The 19,918-nt window shown below is 53.0% G+C and carries 19 protein-coding genes and 1 tRNA gene; 13 read left to right on the forward strand and 7 right to left on the reverse strand.

The features are described 5' to 3' along the window. Window position 1: 1 nt before the first annotated feature. Window positions 2–2,017, reverse strand: a complete 2,016-nt coding sequence (locus KUO20_RS05470) for a capsular polysaccharide biosynthesis protein (RefSeq protein ID WP_235041878.1) — start codon at window positions 2,015–2,017, stop codon at window positions 2–4. Between the two features lie 278 nt (window positions 2,018–2,295). Here KUO20_RS05470 and KUO20_RS05475 point away from each other — a divergent pair, with 278 nt between their 5' ends. The 4 genes from KUO20_RS05475 (at window position 2,296) to KUO20_RS05490 (ending at window position 6,681) form a co-directional block, all read left to right on the forward strand. Continuing rightward, window positions 2,296–4,311: a sensor domain-containing diguanylate cyclase gene (locus KUO20_RS05475; RefSeq protein ID WP_235041879.1), complete on the forward strand. Its 2,016-nt coding sequence runs from the start codon at window positions 2,296–2,298 to the stop codon at window positions 4,309–4,311. A gap of 155 nt (window positions 4,312–4,466) precedes the next feature. After that, complete coding sequence (locus KUO20_RS05480) at window positions 4,467–5,414, forward strand: AEC family transporter (RefSeq protein ID WP_235041880.1); 948 nt, start codon at window positions 4,467–4,469, stop codon at window positions 5,412–5,414. A 65-nt stretch (window positions 5,415–5,479) separates the two neighbouring features. Continuing rightward, window positions 5,480–5,556 (forward strand) — tRNA-Arg (locus tag KUO20_RS05485). Between the two features lie 651 nt (window positions 5,557–6,207). After that, window positions 6,208–6,681, forward strand: a complete 474-nt coding sequence (locus tag KUO20_RS05490) for a CreA family protein (protein ID WP_235041881.1) — start codon at window positions 6,208–6,210, stop codon at window positions 6,679–6,681. Window positions 6,682–6,792: 111 nt separating this feature from the next. Here the strand turns inward: KUO20_RS05490 and KUO20_RS05495 are convergent, their stop codons facing one another. Continuing rightward, on the reverse strand, window positions 6,793–7,281 hold the full coding sequence (locus KUO20_RS05495; RefSeq protein WP_235041882.1) for a pyridoxamine 5'-phosphate oxidase family protein: 489 nt from the start codon (window positions 7,279–7,281) through the stop codon (window positions 6,793–6,795). 238 nt (window positions 7,282–7,519) lie between these two features. Here KUO20_RS05495 and KUO20_RS05500 point away from each other — a divergent pair, with 238 nt between their 5' ends. Beyond that, entirely contained in the window at window positions 7,520–7,819 is a 300-nt protein-coding gene (locus tag KUO20_RS05500; protein ID WP_235041883.1) for a DUF333 domain-containing protein, read from the forward strand. A 91-nt stretch (window positions 7,820–7,910) separates the two neighbouring features. On the opposite strand, the gene KUO20_RS05505 is transcribed toward KUO20_RS05500, so the two are convergent. Further along, window positions 7,911–8,228, reverse strand: a complete 318-nt coding sequence (locus tag KUO20_RS05505) for a hypothetical protein (RefSeq protein ID WP_235041884.1) — start codon at window positions 8,226–8,228, stop codon at window positions 7,911–7,913. Between the two features lie 145 nt (window positions 8,229–8,373). Here KUO20_RS05505 and KUO20_RS05510 point away from each other — a divergent pair, with 145 nt between their 5' ends. Next, window positions 8,374–9,333, forward strand: a complete 960-nt coding sequence (locus tag KUO20_RS05510; RefSeq protein WP_235041885.1) for a GlxA family transcriptional regulator — start codon at window positions 8,374–8,376, stop codon at window positions 9,331–9,333. A 154-nt stretch (window positions 9,334–9,487) separates the two neighbouring features. After that, window positions 9,488–10,426: an ABC transporter substrate-binding protein gene (locus KUO20_RS05515; protein WP_235041886.1), complete on the forward strand. Its 939-nt coding sequence runs from the start codon at window positions 9,488–9,490 to the stop codon at window positions 10,424–10,426. A 57-nt stretch (window positions 10,427–10,483) separates the two neighbouring features. Here the strand turns inward: KUO20_RS05515 and KUO20_RS05520 are convergent, their stop codons facing one another. The 4 genes from KUO20_RS05520 to KUO20_RS05535 are packed head-to-tail and all read right to left on the reverse strand — an operon-like array spanning window position 10,484 to window position 13,633. Beyond that, entirely contained in the window at window positions 10,484–11,305 is an 822-nt protein-coding gene (locus KUO20_RS05520) for an alpha/beta hydrolase fold domain-containing protein (RefSeq protein ID WP_235041887.1), read from the reverse strand. A 29-nt stretch (window positions 11,306–11,334) separates the two neighbouring features. Beyond that, on the reverse strand, window positions 11,335–11,790 hold the full coding sequence (locus KUO20_RS05525) for a thioesterase family protein (protein WP_235041888.1): 456 nt from the start codon (window positions 11,788–11,790) through the stop codon (window positions 11,335–11,337). Further along, the gene (locus KUO20_RS05530) at window positions 11,790–12,743 is read right to left on the reverse strand and encodes an L-carnitine dehydrogenase (protein ID WP_235041889.1); all 954 of its coding nucleotides are present in this window, start codon (window positions 12,741–12,743) and stop codon (window positions 11,790–11,792) included. The genes KUO20_RS05525 and KUO20_RS05530 overlap by 1 nt, the downstream gene beginning before the upstream one ends. Next, on the reverse strand, window positions 12,740–13,633 hold the full coding sequence (locus KUO20_RS05535; protein ID WP_235041890.1) for a beta-keto acid cleavage family enzyme: 894 nt from the start codon (window positions 13,631–13,633) through the stop codon (window positions 12,740–12,742). The genes KUO20_RS05530 and KUO20_RS05535 overlap by 4 nt, the downstream gene beginning before the upstream one ends. Window positions 13,634–13,883: 250 nt before the next feature. Here KUO20_RS05535 and KUO20_RS05540 point away from each other — a divergent pair, with 250 nt between their 5' ends. The 6 genes from KUO20_RS05540 (at window position 13,884) to KUO20_RS05565 (ending at window position 19,918) form a co-directional block, all read left to right on the forward strand. Further along, entirely contained in the window at window positions 13,884–14,639 is a 756-nt protein-coding gene (locus tag KUO20_RS05540; RefSeq protein ID WP_235041891.1) for a GntR family transcriptional regulator, read from the forward strand. Further along, entirely contained in the window at window positions 14,636–15,847 is a 1,212-nt protein-coding gene (gene manD, locus KUO20_RS05545) for a D-mannonate dehydratase ManD (protein ID WP_235041892.1), read from the forward strand. Before KUO20_RS05540 ends, manD begins: the two co-directional genes overlap by 4 nt. Before the next feature lie 46 nt (window positions 15,848–15,893). Continuing rightward, the gene (locus KUO20_RS05550; protein ID WP_235041893.1) at window positions 15,894–16,916 is read left to right on the forward strand and encodes a Zn-dependent oxidoreductase; all 1,023 of its coding nucleotides are present in this window, start codon (window positions 15,894–15,896) and stop codon (window positions 16,914–16,916) included. Between the two features lie 61 nt (window positions 16,917–16,977). Next, on the forward strand, window positions 16,978–17,946 hold the full coding sequence (locus KUO20_RS05555; protein ID WP_235041894.1) for a TRAP transporter substrate-binding protein: 969 nt from the start codon (window positions 16,978–16,980) through the stop codon (window positions 17,944–17,946). 104 nt (window positions 17,947–18,050) lie between these two features. Further along, a complete protein-coding gene (locus tag KUO20_RS05560) occupies window positions 18,051–18,632 on the forward strand; it encodes a TRAP transporter small permease (protein WP_235041895.1) in 582 nt (193 codons plus the stop codon). Window positions 18,633–18,634: 2 nt separating this feature from the next. Then, window positions 18,635–19,918 (forward strand): TRAP transporter large permease, encoded by a 1,284-nt coding sequence (locus tag KUO20_RS05565; protein WP_235041896.1) that lies wholly within the window; start codon window positions 18,635–18,637, stop codon window positions 19,916–19,918.

A 19,918-nucleotide genomic window follows, 5' to 3' on the forward strand; every position in this document is an offset into this window, starting at 1 on the left:
CTCAATGCCTTTTAATCAACAAGTTACGATAACAGCGGTAAAGATGCTGTTTCCATGTAGGGGTAGAATGTTGTGTTCTTGCCTGTTCCAACAGGCTAACGACCGTTTCAGCATTGCATAGCTGCCCGGACGCTGGGTCCACATAGCCGGGATACAAAATCAGCGTGCCTGCAACCAGCGCGTCCAATGAGAGCGTACGCGTGCGGCGTGGGCAGCTAAGCGAATCCTGTGTTAACCCCCAGCCAGCATAAAATGGCAGACCATACGTGCACACTTCACGCTTGCGCAGCAGTGCTTCAAATCCTGTTAAGGAACTCATCGTGTGAACGGCATCAACACGCTCTAATAACGCCGCGATATCGAGACCGCTGGCCTCTAGATCATACAGGCGTTTGGCATTGGTATCGAGTTTACCGATGCGCGCCCCGCTCAATACGTCAGGGTGGGCTTTATAAATAATAAAAGCGTCTGGGTGGGCGCTACGAACGGCGCTTAATAACCCGCTATTGGTGGTGATATGGGGTGAGCCTGTAGCAATAGAAGCATCGCTTTCCACCTGGCCGGGTACCAGAATCGTATAACGATCCTGAGGTAGATCAATGCCTGTTTGTCCGCGCACGTTGTATTTAGAGAGCTTGAGCGCCACGAGCCGTTCACGCAGTTGCTGGGCGCGAAGTAGTAGGTCATCGCTAAACGTGGTGTTGGTGAGCAGTGTCTCTAAGTCACTGGGTTGGCCGGGATCGTAATAGATACCCTGGGAGTCAATGACGAGAGACAGCGGCTGAGTTAAGTCAACTCCCAGGCCCACCGAGCGAATAAAACCATCTTCCATCCGCCATAATGTTTCCATGTGCTGGTCATATTGGCGTTTAAAGTTCGCATCAATGCGGCTTGACCAGACCAGTAGCCGCTTTGGATCTGGCTCAGTGGTTAGCGCACCAGGTAGCTTTGGCTGATACTCGACCTGAGCGGCGGTGCCTAGAAAATCGCCAATAAAGCGTCGCTTCCAGGATGAAAAGCCACAGGCTAACCATGCGCCTCGATAGCGTTCCTGCTGGCGCTTTTGATCGGTGATCAGGGCGATGGTTTCTTCCAGCGTGGCGGGCTGTTGGGTGTAAGGGTTAGCGTAGCGGCAGTAGCGCAAATAGGCCGCGGCAAACACTTCTGTCAGCGTACGCGCTTGGCGGCGTCGATGGCAGGGAATTTGATCAAGTGTTAATCCCCAGCCTGCGTAAAACGGTATGCCGAAACAGTTGACCTGCTTGCCCGCTAGTAGGGCTTCAAAGCCGAGTTGGCTGGTCACCACATAGACGTGGTCCACGTGATCAAAAAGCGCCCAGGGATTGAGATCTTCACTGATGACATGGCAACGAGGGTGCTCAGCAGCTTTTAGCAGGTGGCCTTGCTTCTTACCCGCGATGACGTCCGGATGAATTTTAACCAAAATCTCAGCATCGGGGTGCTCGCTCAAGGCCGCTTCAAGCATCTGCTCAAAGCTTTCAGCACTCGCGCCGCCATAATGAATGGACGCGTCGCCAGCGGTTTGATCAACAACCAATACACGCGCCTGGTTTGATGCCTGAATAGGGTGGTCCGCGGCGTGGTTATATTTGGATAGCCGATAGCGGGCAATCAACGCCATACAGCGCGTTGCTTGGTCTAGCTCTTCATCATCAAAGGTATCGGTGTTGAGCCAGTTTTCTAAGTCAGAGGGGCGCGAGGCATCGTAATAAATACCGGTATGGTCGACGACAAGACTATGTGGCTGAAAGCCATTAACACCCAGGCCTAGCGAACGTAGGAAGCCATCCTCTAGCGCAATATAGGGCAGTTGATGGCGCTGAGCATAACCACGAGCACGCACGCTGGTCTGCTTTAATCCCCAGCCGACCACCGCGTTTGGTTTCCGCTTCACTGGATTTATGCGTTCAAAACGATCAAATTCGGTCAGCAGGGCAGGCAGGGCACTAACCTTGCGAATGCCTGATGATGTGTAGCCTGCTGTTCGTTTCGCCATAAATTAAGGCCGCAGTGAGATGACAAAAGAGTAGGCGGGCGAACATACGTGAAATAGCGGTAGGTATCAATTCAGCAGTGCGGGTTGTGCATACTTCTGACCGTTGCCTGCCATGTAACGCTGAACGCGATTTTTAAATAGCAGTGAATCTCCGTATAACTTACATGTTTTAACGCGCGCCCAATGCTCTTTTTTGATAACCTCATGATGTGAATATAATTAATAATACTGAGGTTTTAGTTGCGGCGAATGAATGTGACCTATAGCAAGTTAATCCGATGCCATTAGTGCAGCGTTTAAAATTCAAGCGATTTCCTCGCTTTCATTCTTTAAAAGGTCGGCTTCTGCTGGGCTTGGCTTTTACCTGGCTTCTAGTCGTGACGTTAGTGCTTGGCATGGCTTGGCAAGCAGGCAAAGCGATGGTGCAAGAGACTAATATGGTTCATCTGCGCTACGAAGCTACGTTACTAGCTGATGAGGTCACCCAGCAAATAGAGTCGCGCTTTCAAGCGCTTAATTATTTAAGCGCCATCATTGGTAATCGCGATGATACGGAATGGTTAAACGCCCAACTGCGAGTAAACGACGCCCTAATCGCATGGTTTGAGGGTGTGATAGTGGCGGATTCAAGTGGACGCATAATAGCTGACTGGCCCGCCGTTAGTGGACGCATTGGGCTCGAAAGTGAGGAGCGTGAGTACTTTAGAATGGTTCGTGGTACTCGTCAGCCTTACGTCAGCGAACCCTTTATAGGGCGTGCGAGTGGCATTCAGATGGTGCTGGTAAGCGTTCCACGTCTCAATGCAGAGGGCGAATTCATCGGTTTGATTGGCGGCATTGTTAGCCTCAATTCTGGCGGTTTATTTGATCGTTTGTCAAAGGTGCGATTGGGCGAGAAAGGCTATGCAGGTGTCGCTACGGCTTCGGGCAAAATTTTATATCACCCAAATAAATCGCTGATTAATTCTTTTGTACCCAGTGCTTCATTTAATCCTTGGTTGGACTTGGCGCTGGATGGATGGGAGGGCGATAGCCTTGGAGTACTCGAAGATGGTCAAATGGCGCTGCAATCATACGCTCAAGTATGGCCGGCCAGCTGGATAGTGGGTATCTATTTACCCGTTGATCAGGCTCAGATCCCACTATCAGAGTTTATTTATCGGCTATGGTGGACGTGGTTGGTGCTCGTCATATTGATGATGCCATTGATGGGGTGGGTTCTCGCGCGCGTTTTGACACCACTGAAGCATTTAGAGGTGCAAATTGGTGAGGTGGGAGTAGGTGAGCGTGAGCAGGTTGCCCTAGCAACGAGCATGGAAGAGTTGCAGCAGGTTGCTTCCACTTTTAATCGGGTCGAAAGCGAGCGCCAGCAACTCGTCGAACATTTACAAGAGCGCCAAGCTTTTTTAGATTCTGTTCTCAATGCTACGCCTCAGGGAATGTTTATTACCAATTGTGATGGTGCTATCACCTATATGAACCCGGCATTGCTGGAAATGCTTGGCATTGATAGCGCCTTCCAAGTAGAGGAATTGTTGCAGCATATCCATAGCGAGGATCGTGCTGGCGCTAAAGACATGTGGCGGCATAGCTTGAAGAATGGCAGTGATTTCGTTAGGCAACTGCGCTTTAAGCGTAGTGACAGCGAAACGTATTGGCTGGATTTTCATGCGCGGGCGGTTGTGCTCAAGCTGGGTGGGCAGGCGCTAGGTTGGGTGGGTGTTGTTAAGAACATCACTGAACGTCGCGAAAGAGAAGCTATTCAGCGTTGGGAAGCCGAGCACGATCCACTGACCGGCCTATTGAACCGGCGAGGCTTTGAACGGCGTCTCGAAGAGGCTTTTGCTGAATTTAAAAAAACCAATACCTCTTCGGCATTGCTACTTTTTGATTTAGATCATTTTAAACCTATTAATGATCAAGGTGGCCATGCTCTGGGCGATGAAATGTTAAGGAGAGTCGCCCAAGTCGTGGTCTTGAAAGTCCGTCGTAGCGACCATGTGGCGCGCCAGGGCGGTGATGAGTTTGGTGTGCTGCTTTCTAAATGCACCCTATCGCAAGCAGAAAAAATTGCAGACACGTTGCGTCGCGCCGTTAGCGCTGTTTCGGTTATTCATGAAGGTAAGGAATACAGGGTGACAATGAGTATTGGCGTCACGACTTTTAATGAAAGCGATACGAACGAGGCTGATGTACTTGTTCGTGCCGATTTAGCCAGTTATGAGGCTAAAAATCTTGGCCGAGATAGTGTCGTGGTGAATGTTCCTACTAACGATCATAATTCCGCCGGGTGATGAGATTAATAGAGATAGCTTCGCTAAAACGCAGTCAAATGACATGTGATTCTGGCCACCAGTTTTCTACTGCCAATCGTTCATGGCTTCGCCAGTCGACAAATCATGCTTGGCAGTAGAGTATAAGCAGGTGCTTAATTGACCGAGATATTGTTGTGAACCTACTTGAACTGTTTGCCCGCACGCTTGATGTCACGCTGCCTGTTTTTGCAATGGTATTTGTTGGCTTGATGCTAAAACGGTTGAAGTGGATCGATAGTGCTTTTGTCTCGACGGCCTCTGCGCTGGTTTTTAAAGCAACACTCCCGACGCTAATTTTTATTAGCTTGATCAAGGCGGACTTGGGCGTTGCGCTGGACGTATCGCTCATGGTGTTCTTCGCTGCCGCCACCCTGGGCCAGTTTCTACTCAGCTGGCTGTGGGCGCATTACCGCGTGCCACGTCAAGAGCGCGGCATTTATGTGCAAGGGGCATTTCGCGGCAATTGCGGCGTGGTGGGGCTGGCACTGGCAGCGGGCATGTACGGTAACTATGGCATTTCAGCGGGTAGCCTGCTGCTAGGCGTGGTGATTGTGATGTACAACGCGTTTTCGGTTGTTGTCCTGGCGTTCTATCAACCGGGTCAGTCAACGGACTGGCGCAGCCTGTTAAAACACGTAGCCACCAACCCGCTGATTATTTCCGTGTTTGCGGCACTGCCTTTCACCGTGTTTGCGATCCCGTTACCCAGTTGGCTAATTACCTCAGGCGATTACTTTGCGTCTTTAACACTGCCGCTGGCATTGATTTGTATCGGTGCAACACTCTCAGTGTCGAGTATGCGTACCGGTAGCCAGGTGGCCCTAGGCTCAAGCTTGATGAAGATGGTGACAATGCCGGTGCTCTCCACCGTAGCGGCGTGGATGGTGGGTTTTTCGGGCGAGCAACTAGGTTTATTGTTCCTGTTCTTTGCCAGCCCAACCGCTGCGGCAAGCTTTGTAATGGTCAAAGCGATTGGGGGTAATGTGGCATTAGCGGCCAATATCATCGCGATCACCACACTCATGGCGAGCGTCACCGTGACGGTCGGCGTTTTTGCCTTACGCTTGCTGGGGTGGATTTAGCCTCCTCGGTGGCCCTGCCTAGGCTGACGCGTTATACTGCCGCCCGCTTATTTTAGAAAGCTTAAGTCCCTGTAGCTCAGTAGGATAGAGCAGCCGCCTCCTAAGCGGCAGGTCGCAGGTTCGACTCCTGCCAGGGACGCCATATCATTTATTCTAGTCTTCACTGCCACTTTTTTAATCCCCGCCGTTATGGTCTTTAGGCCGCATCCAGATTGGAATCCCTCCTCAGCTCGAAGCTTAAATGGCTGATCAGCGTCAGCCTGGGTATTAAGAAATCCCTATTTAATCCGTTCCCGCTTATACTCCGCTGCCAAAAAAATAAACGAAGGGAACGCAGGTGACTATCCGAGCAATAATATTAGTACTGGTGCTATGCTTCGCCGGGGCCGTGAGTGCTGAGCAGCCAGCGGTCGATTCAGAAACATGGATAACCCAAGCTGAGCTGCAAGTGAGTGAGGAGAACGCAGAGTGCGGTCTGGTTTTAGATACTCTTCCCACAGAGCTGGCCTTAGCCCAAGGCGGTTGCTGTAAAGTTTGCAGGAAGGGTAAAGCGTGCGGCAACACCTGCATCAGTCGCAGCTATACCTGCCATCAGCCAAGTGGCTGTGCTTGCGATGGATAGACACAGCACTGTGGTGTTTCCTAGGGACGCCATATCCCCACCAAAGTCGTTTTTCTTCATTTACATCTTCGTTTTGCTTTGTGATTTTCAGCGGCTGCCGTTTAAATGGCAGGCGTTAGCCATGCTCTGCGTCTAACGCTTACTCCGCTACTTACGGAAAGGACACTCCCCATGTTTTTCTCTAAACGCATTGTTCTAAACACACTTGTCGTGATGTTGGCGCTTATGCCGTCGGTGCTGTTGGCGCAGGATGCTCATATTGGCAGCGTGCGTACCGAGTTTCGTATGCTTGGGCCGAATAACACCATTGAAGTAGAGCGTTTTGATGACCCGAAGGTGCAGGGTATTTCCTGCTACATTTCCTACTCGCAGGTCGGCGGCATTTCCGGGGCGGTAGGGTTGGCTGAAGAGGCAAGTGAGGCCAGCGTGGTATGCCGGCAAACGGGAGAGATAGTGTTCGCCCCGGCTGACGTAGAGGAGCAAGAGGTGATTTTTACCCAGCGCCGCTCAGCATTGTTCAAAAATCTGCGCGTTGTTCGTATGCACGACACCGAAACGCAAACCTTTGTTTACCTTACCTACAGCACTCGGCTAGTGGATGGGTCGCCTAAAAATGCTATTACGGCCGTTCATTACGGTGATTGATAGTCAACGCTTCTGGCCTTGAAGCGGTTCAGGTCGGCTATGCGATATAAGAAAGTAGATATAACGGCGTAACGGAATAAGCGCCCCGTAGTAGGGCGCTTGGGTATGACGTTAACCGCCGAACTTTTCGTTTTCACCGAGGTTCGGCGTGGCGTCCTTTTTCAGGTTAGCTTTCGCAATTTCGTAAAGCTGGAAGGCTTTGCTCTCTTTTGACTTCCAGTGCTCGCCCATCTCCACTTTAATTTCCAGCAGCGCAACATCCGGGTCGTCTTTGCCTTCAGGGAACCAGGCTGCAATGAAAGAGTTCCAGTATTTCTCGATCAGGTCGCGATCATCGGTAAGGTTAGCTTTGCCGGAAAGCGAAACGTAAACGCCATCTTCTTGATCGGAAAAGCTAAGGCACACATCGTGATCTCTTTTGGCTTCAAACACCTTTTCGGCGCTGCGCCGAGTAAAAAACCATAGGGTGCCGTCGTACTCTTCTTGCACTAGGTGCATTGGCCGGGCGCGCGGGGTGTCGTTGTCTAGCGTCACCAGCATGCCAACTTTGATATCTTTGATCATCTTCCAGATCTTTTGCTTATGTTCAGGGCTGGACATAGCTTCACTCTCCTTATGAATTCAATACTGGCCTTGTGGATTCGATCTTGGCCTTATGATCAGGGTACTGCCCGCAGATACAGCTCATGCCTATCTACAAGAGCTGTACATCTACGAGACTGATTACAGCTTAGCTACCATTTTTGATAACAGCAAATGGCGGCATCAATAAGATAGCCATTGATAGCGTGCGGCGCTAAGGTAATGAATGAGTGTTCGAAACATAAAGGAGGCCGCCATGCGAATGATTTCAACGCCGGTAGAGGCAGGATGTAACGTTAAAAGGCTGATGCGTGATGGCCGCCAGGTTTTTTTAATGAGCGGTTTGCTGTTGCTGGCAGGTTGTGCAAGCGAGGGTGGGGGCGATAACACGCAAAACTACATGACCCAGCGTGCAGCTCAATACTGCGAAAGTATTGGCGGTGAGACGGAGGTTCAAGAAACCAGCTTGGGCACCGGACGATATTGCCGCTTACCCGATGGGCGAGTAGAAAATCAGGGGCAGCTCTATCGCAATGAGCGGATGGAGAATGACTGATCAGTGCTCGGTGCTACCAGTTTCAGCGTGTTTAAACTCAGAGGTCAGGAGCCAGAATTCAGGAGCCAGAGTTCAGGAGCCATAAACATGGCTATTTGAGCGTGCTGCTTTTTCTACGCCAAACGCTAATAGCAATGGCTAGTACGGCACAGGCTGCTGCTGGTAGCAGTACGTCGAGCGCTGAGTCGAGGGTCCAGCCGCGCCAAACGCCCTCGAACATGCCAACCGGTAATGTTTCACCCCATTCCCAGCCGCGTTGAATACCCAGCCGATATTCGTGCTGTGCAATCTCTCTTCCCAGTAGCAGCGCAATGGCGATAGAGCCTCCCACTCTCGCTGAGACTAGCCACAGCAAGGCGCACTGAATCAGCAACGCAATAATGACGTGCTCTAAATGTGTAATGTTCATGATGACGTCCCCTATGCGGCACTGTTTCGACTAACTGGTACTGAATATACAACGCCATTATTTTCGATGGATTGCCGATCTTGATAGCCGAACACGCTATGGTAGAGCTGCTTATCTAAAAAACGTTTCAATTCTAGGCAATGCTATGCGTCTTGATTACCAAGGCCCTTTACCTGAAATGGTGGGGTTTTTATTGTTACCGCAGTTTTCCATGATGGCTTTCTTCGCAGCGGTTGAGCCGTTACGGATCGCAAATCGTATTTCTGATCGCCCACTGTTTGATTGGACGCTGATTAGCGCTGACGGTGGGCCGGTAACGGCGTCGAACGGTATGACGTTAATGGCCGATCAATCAACTGGCCAGGTGCACCATTTGCCCTCACTGGCAGTGTGCAGCGGTTTCACGCCAGAAGCCCACCTTACTCGGCCCTTAATGGCATGGCTGCATCAGTTAGACCAGGCAGGCTGCTGCTTAGGCGGCATTGATACTGGAGCATTTTTGCTGGCATCCACCGGGTTGCTAACGCATGAACGGGTGGCGCTGCACTGGGAGAGCCTGCCTGCTTTTCGCGAACACTTCCCGGGTATCGAGACAACCGACGAACTGTACGAGCTGGGCGAGCGGCGTTTTTCCTGCGCGGGTGGGGCGGCCGCTATGGATATGGCGCTAGAGGTGATTGCGCGCCGCCATGGAGTTAAGCTGGCGATTGATGTTTCTGAGCAGCTAATTCACGACCGTATTCGAACACGTAGCGACCAGCAGCGCATGGCGTTGGTGAAGCGGCTAAGTACTCATAACCGGCACGTGGTAGAAGCGGTTGCGCTAATGGAGCAAAACATTGAAGAGCCGCTCAGCCTGGAAGAAGTAGCAAGCCGCGTTGAGGTATCGGTTCGCCAGTTGCAGCGCTTGTTTGAGCAAGAGCTAAGCATGACGCCTCGCCAGTGGTACTTGCAGCTACGCGTTAAACGCGCCAAGCGGCTGCTGGTCGAGACCGACTTAGCGGTACTGACGGTGGGGCTGGCCTGTGGGTTTAGTTCGTCATCAAGCTTTGCGCGCACGTTTCGTGCCCATTACGGCTACTCACCAAGAGCCGTTCGCAACTGATGATTTCCAACTCCGTCTCAGAAAAGCCCTTTATATAAGAAGTGGCGCCTTTTGGTTAGTAAACGTCGCTTCATGCTTAGTGACCTGTTAGGAGCAGCGCATACTGGTTTAATACAGTAAATAACATAATCCAGTTAATAAAAGGTTTAGCCTCATGTCTGACACTACCAAGTCGTTGTCGCTTACAGCGGGTTTTCTACTTTCTGCGTTCGCTGCCGCCCCAGCGATGGCGGAGCTTGATGAACTGCGCTTTGGCGTGCCGCCGTGGCCTGGCGTTACCGTGAAATCGGAAGTGGCTGCTCAACTACTTGAGACAATGGGGTATAAAACGCGCCAGCAAGATTTAGCCGTGAGCATTATTCTGGGCGGCTTGTCGCGTAATGATCTGGATATCTACTTAGGCGGCTGGTATCCCGTCCAGACCGACATGATCGAGCCCCTGGTGGCTGACGGAAAAGTAGAAAAAGTGGTTTCCAATATCAAAGGCGCTAATTCAGGGCTCGTCGTGCCGCAGTATGTTTATGATGCGGGGGTGACCACCGTGGCTGAGTTGGCCGAACATCGTGATCAGTTCGATGGCGAAATCCAAGGCATTGAAGCGGGCACCGGCATTAACGAGGCGATCCTTAACGCCATTGATAACGACATTGGAGGCCTGGGGGATTGGCAACTGAGTGAAAGCTCAACCTCGGCCATGCTGGCTCAAGCTGAACAAAAAATAGCCGATGAAGAGTGGGTGACGTTTGTCGGCTGGGAGCCTCACTGGATGAACGTGAGCTTCGATTTGGCGTATTTAGCCGATAGCGATGATGCAGGCGTGGCCTCAATCGAAAGCACCGTCTGGACAGTCACACCTGCCAGCCTGGCTGAGGAAGCCCCCGAGGTTCACCGTTTTTTGTCACAATACGTGATCGATATTGAAGACCAAAACGACTGGGTGCATGAGTATAGCTATGAAGAGCGTGCGGCGGATGATGTCGCGCAGGAGTGGATTAGTAACAACTTGGACACTGTAGCCCAATGGTTAGACGGCGTTAAAACCCGCGATGGCGAACCCGCCATTGATCAGGTGCGTGCGCAGTTCGGTTCTTAACGTATCGGTTGATCTTAAAACGGCTGATCTTAAAACGGTTGTTCTTAAAGCAGCGCCTTATTCATTCAGGCGCTGTTTTAGTTTAAGGCAAAAGTCCTGCCATGCCGCGCCCATTGCGGGCAGTTGCGATTGGGCGTGAAGGGCGGCGTGCACCATTTGCGGTGCACATCGATAGCCGACCGAAGCCCCTGCTTTACGCCAGTTAGTAACGGCAGCTTCCATTGGCAGCGTTAGCGGGTCGTGCGCTACCGTCAATACTTCAATGCAAGTGCCAGGAGGGCGTCGATCACCCTGATGTGCATTGATTTCTGGGCAGTATTTTCGAATGCCGAGTACGTCACTGCGTGACAGCAGCGGTGCATCTTCACCGAGATATTCCAGCAACAGTTCGCCAATCGGCGGGTAAATCAACCCTAACGCCGGTGCCTCGATAAGTGAATGCGCAAGGTCGAGAGTTAACCTCCCGCCGGCGCTGTCACCCACTAACGCGATAGGTTGAACGGCCGTTCGTACCGTTTGGCAGTCTGCCAACATAGTCGCGTAATCTACCTCTGGCGCCAGCCGATAGTTCACGCTGACCAATTCACGCCCTAACGCTTGAGCTAAGCTTACGGCGGTGCCGTGGTGGCTCTCCACTGAGCCGATGGTGAATCCGCCGCCATGGATAAACAGCACGCAGCCCGATGTTGGCCGTTGGGGAATAAAGCGGCGCACGCTAACGCCGCTCAAAACAGTATTTTCAATCCGCATTCCCGGCGGGTCAGGTGGAGCGAACGTGCGGCAAAGCTTATCGTAGGCGCTGCGCGCTTGTGGCAAGGGCAGCTCCTCCATTGCAGCCAGCCCTTCGCTAAAGCGCTCAATAAAGGCGTCTACGTTCATCTTTATTGTCCCTATTAGCGTCGTAATCCTTAGCGTCGAATGCCAATGGTGCGGCCAGCAAGTTCCGGCCAGGCATCGCTGCTTGCCCGTGGCAGTGCTGCTACAAGATGCGCGACCGCGTCTGGAAACGGGCTTGATCGCCCAGAGTCCTGTGCCATGCCCATCAGCATTTGTTCGCTGGTCGCCAGTAGGTTGCCCGCATCGTCTAGCATGGCAAAAAACACGTGCAGACGTTTTGCATCGTTATCGAGTAGCGTCAGTTCTATCTTAAGCGATTGGCCTTGATGGGCCTCGCGCCGATAGCAAAGGTGGGTTTCCAGGGTATAAGTCGTGTAGCCATAGTGCTCACGGCCCGCTTCATCTAAGCCTATGTGGTCTATCAGCGATTCGCAGGCTTGGGAAAAGACGCGGGCGTACTCCGCGTCGTTCATGTGTCCGTTGTAGTCGACCCACTCGGGGGCAACGTGGGTTTCATGGATGATCATTAAATGCGTCCCTTTAGTCCTTCGGCTTCCGGCCAATATTTTTGCACTACTTCCAGCAGCTCGACTAAAAAGTCATCCCGACGCCGGTCCAGCGTGGCCACTGAGCGCCCCGCGGCTTGATGCTCACAGCCCTCGACCACTTTGTCGATTAGCTCATCGGTGAGTTCTGGAGCCTCTAGCTTGGTCCAGGGGAGTTTTAACGCGGGGCCAAACTGTTCCAGCATATGGCGCATGCCAGGCTCGCCGCCGGCTAAGTGGAAGGTGAGGAACGTGCCCATCAGCGGCCACCGCAGACCACAGCCATAAACCACGGCGGCATCGATTTCTTCAGTGGTGGCCACGCCATCGTTGACTAAGTGTAAGGCTTCGCGCCACAGCGCTTCCATTAAGCGGTCGGCGATGTGGCCCTCAATTTCACGACGAACCACCAGTGGTCGCATGGCGAGCGACTGATAAAGCGCTTGGGCGCTAGCAATCTGCGCGGGCTGTGTGGCTTCACCCCCGACAAGCTCAACCAGCGGCAATAAATATACCGGGTTGAAGGGGTGTGCGACGATGACACGCCCCGGCGCTTGCTGGCAGTTCTGCTGCAGGTCGGTAGGTTTAAAGCCAGATGTGGACGAGCCAATGATGACGTCGGGTGCCGCGGCGGCGTCAATGGCGGCCAGAATCTTTTGTTTAAGCTCTAGTCGCTCAGGAACGTTTTCCTGAATCAGGTCCGCACCGTTAACTGCCTCTTCAATCGTCGCTGCAAACGTCAGTCGGTCTGGGCTGGCGTTGGGTGCCAGGCCAAGCTGTGTTAGCGAGGGCCAGGCGTTGTCAATAAACGCTTGGGTGCGCGCTGGTGCGTTCGGATCAGGATCAAAGGCAACCACATTCCAACCCTGGGCGAGGGCGCGAGCAATCCAGCCGTTGCCAATCACGCCGGTACCGATAATGGCTAAGCGATTCATAGGCCACCTCCGACAGGGTCACGTAATTTAAGGTGAGCACGGGTTTCAGCAGGTGTCATCACCCGGGCGCCAAGATTCTCAATGATGGTCGCGGCTTTCTCGACCAGTTGGCCGTTGTTGGCCAGCACGCCTTTCTCCAAAAACAGGTTATCTTCCAAGCCGACCCGTGCGTGACCACCCAGCAGCACCGCTTGGGCAACCATCGGCATTTGATGGCGGCCTATGCCAAAGGCCGCCCAGTTGGCGTTTTCCGGAAGCTTATTACGCATCGCCAACATAGTTTCGGTGTCCGCTTCGGCGCCCCAAGGAATGCCCAGGCAGAGCTGGTAAAGCGGGTCGCCGTCGATCAAGCCTTCTTGCTGAAGCTGGCGGGCAAACCAGACGTGGCCTAGGTCAAAGCATTCTAGTTCCGGCTTAACGCCGGCAGCCTGAACGATGCGTGCATGTTCACGCAGCCAATCGGCATGATTGACGTAGACCATGTCGCCAAAGTTGAGGCTGCCGCAGTCTAGGGTGCAGAGCTCCGGGAGTAGCTCACCCACCGGCGCATGGCGCTCCGCAGGCGTCTGAATATCAGTGCCCGGGCCTCCGCGAGTGGGGTCTTGCGCATCCGGTATCCAGTCACCGCCACCGCCCGCTGTGATATTCATAACGATATCCACATCGGCCTCGCGGACGCGCTCCATCACTTCACGAAACTGCTCGGTAGAGTGGCTAATACCACCGGTTTGCGGATCACGAACGTGGATGTGCGCGATGCTGGCCCCGGCGCGCGCGGCTTCAATGCAAGAAGCTGCAATGGCCTTGGGCGTAATGGGAACATTGGGGTTTTTAGCGGTGGTATCACCTGCGCCAGTAACGGCACAGGTGAGAATGACATTGCGGTTCATAGCGCGCTCTCTAATAAGCAGTTTGTTCACTTACTAGTGTGTCGTCATGAGCAGCAAAAAGTTGTCGAAAAGCGTCAATCAATATACATAAAATGCAGTTTGGGCAGAAAAAAATCAGCGCGCTGCGCTAGTTCCGAGCGACTAAAGTATAAGCGCTGGGGGCTTTCTCTATCCCCTCCATACTACCATACTAGTCATATCAGAAGGTGCCGCCACCGGTGGCAAGCTTCCATATCCGGATTCAGGTTTTATGCAGACGACATTACAAACGCTATGGCAGGAAACCCGCGACAGCGACTCAGTTCGCCAGCGGCTGTTTCAAGTATTAAGGCAGTCGATCATTCAGATGGTGCTGGCGCCTGGCCAAGCGCTGTCTGAAAAAGAAATTGCTGACACGTTCTCTGTCAGCCGCCAGCCAGTGCGGGAAGCGTTTATAAGGCTATCTGAGGCTGGACTGGTGGAGGTGAAGCCTCAGCGCGGCACCTACGTGGTCAAGATATCGCAGCGAGCGGTGTTAGAAGCGCGCTTTGTTCGCGAGTCAGTTGAAGTGGCGGTCGTGAAGCTGGCGGCAGAAAAAGGCATTGATGCAGCCATTTTAACGGAGCTGCATGATTTGTTGGCGCGGCAACGGCGCTGTGTGGAATCGCATGATCACGACCGCTTTTATCGGCTGGATGAAGCCTTTCATCGCACGCTTTCACTGGGCGTAAAGCAGCAGACTGCCTGGAAAGTCATCGAAGAAGTGAAGGCGCAGCTTGACCGCGTACGCTATCTCAGTGTGCCGCATAGCACGCCGCTGGAGCGGCTGGTGGATCAACATACCAACATCGTTGCGGCTATTGAGGCGCGTAACGTCGCGCAAGCAGAGCAGGCCATGTGCCTTCATTTACGCGAAATACTCGTGTCTATGCCTGATTTAGTGCGCCGTTTCCCCGCCATGTTTGAAGGCCGAGAAGCGTTCGATGCACAACCACCCCATTCTCTGATGCAGGAGGCGATTCAATGAAGATCGAGCATGCTTATACCATTGTGACCTCGCCGGGACGTAATTTCGTCACCTTAAAAATAGTAACGGATCAAGGTACTTACGGCATTGGTGATGCCACCTTGAACGGTCGGGAAATGGCCGTCGTTGCGTACCTTGATGAGCATGTCATTCCTGCTTTGATAGGGCGCGATCCTCAGCGCATTGAAGATATTTGGCACTATCTCTATCGCGGTGCTTACTGGCGTCGTGGTCCCGTCACGATGAGCGCAATTGCCGCCGTGGACATGGCGCTTTGGGACATTAAGTCCAAGCTTGCGGGCATGCCGCTGTATCAACTGCTGGGTGGCAAAAGCCGGGATCGCGTCATGGTGTATGGCCATGCGACGGGGCGCGATATTGAAGCGTGCCTAGAAGAAGTCGCTCGCCATGTGGATGAAGGCTATAAGGCGGTGCGCGTCCAGGCGGGTGTGCCCGGTATTGCCAGCATCTATGGCGTCGCTAAAAAAGATGGCGAGCCTTACGAGCCTGCCGATGCTGATTTGCCCGCAGAGCACGTGTGGAGCACCAGCAAATATCTAAACCATGTGCCTAAGCTGTTTGCCGCCGTGCGCGAGCGTTTCGGTGAAGATTTGCACGTACTTCATGATGTTCACCATCGCCTGACACCGATTGAGGCAGCAAGGCTAGGTAAAGAAGTAGAGCCCTATCATCTGTTTTGGCTTGAAGACTGCGTACCGGCTGAAAACCAGGAGGCCTTTGGGCTTATCCGTCAGCACACCACCACGCCGCTCGCGGTAGGCGAGGTGTTTAACAGCATTTATGACGCTAAAGCACTGATTGAAAATCAGTGGATTGACTATATTCGCGCCACGCTCACCCATGCGGGCGGTATTACTCACGTGCGTCGCATCGCTGATCTGGCGGGTCTTTATCACGTGCGGACTGGTTTTCACGGGCCAACGGATCTTTCGCCGGTGTGTCTGGGCGCGGCGATTCATTTTGATACCTGGGTGCCCAACTTTGGTATCCAGGAATATATGCCGCACACCACCGCCACTGATCAGGTATTTCCACACGATTACCGGTTCGAAGACGGTCACTTTATCGTGGGTGAAACGCCAGGCCATGGCGTCGATATCGACGAAGAGTTAGCCAAACAATACCCCTATAAGCGCGCGAGCTTGCCGGTTAACCGGTTGGAAGACGGCACTCTATGGCATTGGTAAATTCGTGGCATTGGTGACTTTGAGAACGGGTAAGGAGATTCGGTAAATGAAAGCATTTCAAGTTAAGGCGCCGCACGACTATCAGGTTGCCGATATTGAAACGCCGACGGCGAACGCGGGAGAAGTCCTGGTACGAGTAGCGTTTGCCGGTATCTGTGGTTCTGATATGCACATCATCCATGGCGATAATGCCTTCGTACGCTTTCCGCGTATTACCGGCCATGAGTTTGCTGGCGTCGTCGAATCCCTAGGTGACGACGTGGAGGGTGTGGCGGTTGGTGATCGCGTATGCGTTGATCCCGTGATCAGCTGCGGTGAGTGCTATCCCTGCAGAATTGGCCGCCCTAACGTGTGCGGCTCACTTGAAGTTATCGGCGTGCATCGTGACGGCGGTTTTGAGGAGTTGGTTGCCGTTCCTGCCGCTAACGTGCACCGCTTGCCTGATCACATTGGGCTCGATGCCGCTGCTTTGGTTGAGCCTTATACCATCGCGGCCAACGTCCTTGATCGCATGCAGCCGCATCCTGGCGATCGCCTGATGATTCTTGGTGCGGGCGTTATTGGTATGACGATTCTACAAATGGCCTTAGCGAAGGGCATTAAAGACGTCATCGTCACGGATGTGATTAACGAGCGCCTGGCAGCGGCTAAAGAGCTGGGTGCCACGCACGTGTTTAATAGCCTTGAACACGATGTTGAAAAAGAAGTGCTCGCCTTGACCCAGGGCGAGGGCGTGCCGCTGATTGCCGATGCGGCCTGTGTTCCTGCGCTGCTACCTCAAATGCTGCGCCTGGCATCAGCTGCCGGCCGTATTGGCTTGCTCGGCTTTAGCGTTCAGCCAAGCGACCTTGTGCAGCTAGAGGTTATTAAGAAAGAGCTGACCCTGGTGGGGTCGCGTCTTAATAACCGTAAGTTTCCAGAAGTGCTTGGGCTAATGGCCAGTGGTCAGCTCGATCCATTGGCGCTGGTGAGCCATCGATTACCGCTTAGCGACATGCCAAGCGCCATCGATATGCTTGACCACCGTCCTGAAGAAGTCCGAAAGGTACTGATTCAAATTAGTACCTAGCGGTGCATGCCAACTCACGTTCCACTAACAATAAACAAGTGCAAATGTGCAGGAGTAGAAAATGATTAAGCAACTGTTAACAACGGCGGTACTTGGAACCATGCTGCTGAGTAGCCAGGCGGCATTAGCGGCAGACTACACGCTGCGTTTTGGTCACTTAGCCAACGAGCAGAATATCTGGCATCAGGCGGCTGAGAAGTTCAAAGAAGAGGTCGAGGCCAATTCCGACGGTCGTATTGAAGTTCGTCTTTATCCCAGTGAACAGCTGGGGAGTGAACTGGACGTGATTAACAGTATCCAGCTGGGTACAGCGGATATGACCATTACCGGCGAGAGCCTGCAAAACTGGGCGCCTAAGGCAGCCATGATGGCCGTTCCCTACGCATTCAGGGACTCCGAGCATATGCAGGCCGCGGTTAACGGCGATGTAGGCGCTCAGATTGAAGAGCAGATCATTGAGCGGACAAACCTGGTGCCGTTGGCGTGGTTTGAGCGCGGCCCGCGTGAGCTGACGTCTAACCGTCCTATCCGCACGCCGGATGAACTGGATGGCCTACGCCTACGTGTGCCGAACGTGCCGCTATTCGTTGATACCTGGCAGTCAATGGGCGCTCGACCAACTCCAATGGCGTTTAGCGAAGTATTTACCGCACTTCAGCAAAACACGCTGGAAGGCCAGGAAAATCCACTTAGCCTGATCGAAAGTGCCAGCTTCAATGAGGTACAGGACTACGTCAACATGACCGGGCATGTGCGCAGCTGGATCTACGTCGTCATCGGGCGCAATCAGCTTGAAGACATGCCTGACGAGCTTCAGCAAGTAGTGCGCGATGCGGCGCAAACCATGCAGACGTATGAATCTGAGCTGTTTATCGAGGACCAGGCTCGTCTGGAGCAAGCCCTGCAGGAACGCGGTATGGAATTTGTGGAAGTCGATCTTGATGCGTTCGCCGAAAAAGCACGCCCAGCGGTACTTGAGGCATTAACCGAAGAGCAGCGCGAACTCTTCGACGCTATTCAGGACCTGTAAGGCCGTTGGAAATGAATTTGTAGTGAATCGGTAATGCGGGTGGGCTGGTCTCGTGCCAGCCCATCCGCTATTTGCAAGAGCAGCTTGCCCATGAGGATACGTTTATGAGCTCGGATCAAAATGCGCTTGAACAGGAAGCGTTAGACAGTCTGGATTCGATGTCGTCGGTGCCAAAAATCCAAGGCCCCATTGGGCGCATGATTGGCTGGGTAGATACCTGTTTTCTGACCCTGTCGGTCCTGGCATTAATTGCCATTGCTGCCACGGTACTGCTGCAAGTTTGTTCACGGCTGTTTTTACCGTTCTCCATTGCCTGGACCGAAGAGCTCTCGCGCTATTTGTTTATTTATATGGTGGCCTTATCGGTAGGCGTTGTACTGCGTCAGAATCGAAACATCAGCGTTGAGCTTTTTCATCATATGCTGGGCCCACGCGCCAAGGCTGGGTTTCAGGCACTGATTTACTTAATGGTGGGCTTATTTGCTTTTCTAGTACTGCCGTACGCTTGGCAGTATGCACAAAACGGCGCATGGCAGACCTCGCCAACGCTGCGTGTACCTATGCTGTATATCTTTTTCTCAACGGTAGTCACCTTTGCGCTGCTCCTGGTTTACAGCTTGCTAGGATGCCTTGAGGGAATTATCGCAATGTGTCGCTCCTCTGCCTCGCTTGATCAGGAGTTGTAAGCATGGAAGTTATTATCCTCTTTAGCGTCTTTTTAGTCTTACTGGTGGTGGGAATGCCCATCGCGTTTTCGCTCGGCATCGCGTCACTGTCTTATCTACTGTTGGAAGGTATTTCGTTAACGATTGTGCCGCAACGTATGTATGCGGGTATCGATACTTTCGTATTGCTGTGTATTCCCGGCTTTGTGCTGGCAGGCAATTTGATGAATGTGGGCAATATCACTGAGCATATTGTGCGCTTTGCGAATGCGCTGCTGGGCCATATCCGTGGTGGTTTGGGGCTTGCCAACGTAGGCGGCTCAATGATTTTTGGCGGTATTTCCGGCACGGCCGTCGCGGACTCCGCCAGCATTGGCGCGGTAATGATTCCGGGCATGGCGCGGTCGGGCTATGACAAACCGTTTGCAGCAGCGGTCACGGCAGCATCGTCTACCGTAGGGCCGATTATTCCCCCCAGCGTGCCGATGATTATTGCGGGCTCTCTCAGCGGCATTTCAGTCGGGCGCATGTTCCTTGCGGGTGCCATTCCAGGCCTGCTGATGGGGCTTGCCATGATGATTACGGTTTACGTTCTGGCCGTGCGTCGCGGGTACCCAAAAGAGAAGCGCGTGCCGGTCATGCAGTTGCTTAAAGAAGCCAAAACGGCATTCTGGGCACTCTTGATGACCGTGATTATTCTCTACGGCATCATTGGCGGTTTATTCACGCCGACCGAAGCATCGATTGTCGCCTGCCTTTATGCGCTGGTAGTCGGCATGTACGTTTATAAAGGACTGACGTGGAGAAAACTTCCCTCGATCTTAGCTGACACAGTTTTAACCTCGTCGGCGCTGCTGCTGATGGTTGGGCTGGCAAACCTGTTTGGCTGGATACTGACCAGCGAGCAGATTCCTCAGATGATTGCGAGCCTGATTTTATCCATCAGCGATAACCCGCTGATTGTACTTTTGATCTTGAATTTAATTTTGCTGTTTGTGGGTGCCTTTATGGAAACCATCGCAGCATTGATCATTCTTTTCCCCGCGCTGGTCGGCGTGGCGACTGGCGTTGGTGTCGATCCGGTGCACTTCGCGGTGATTGCCGTTATGAACCTGATGATTGGACTAACAACGCCGCCGGTGGGCGTGTGCCTGTTTGTCGTCGCCGGGATTGGCAAGCTGCCGATGCTGACGGTCGCCAGAGCGATCATACCGTTTTTGCTGTGCAACTTAGCGGTACTATTTCTCGTGACCTACGTTCCTGCCATTTCGCTTTGGCTGCCTAATCTGTTGATGGGGAGTAATTGA

The sequence above is a fragment of the Vreelandella profundi genome (assembly GCF_019722725.1).
Lineage (GTDB): Bacteria > Pseudomonadota > Gammaproteobacteria > Pseudomonadales > Halomonadaceae > Vreelandella > Vreelandella profundi.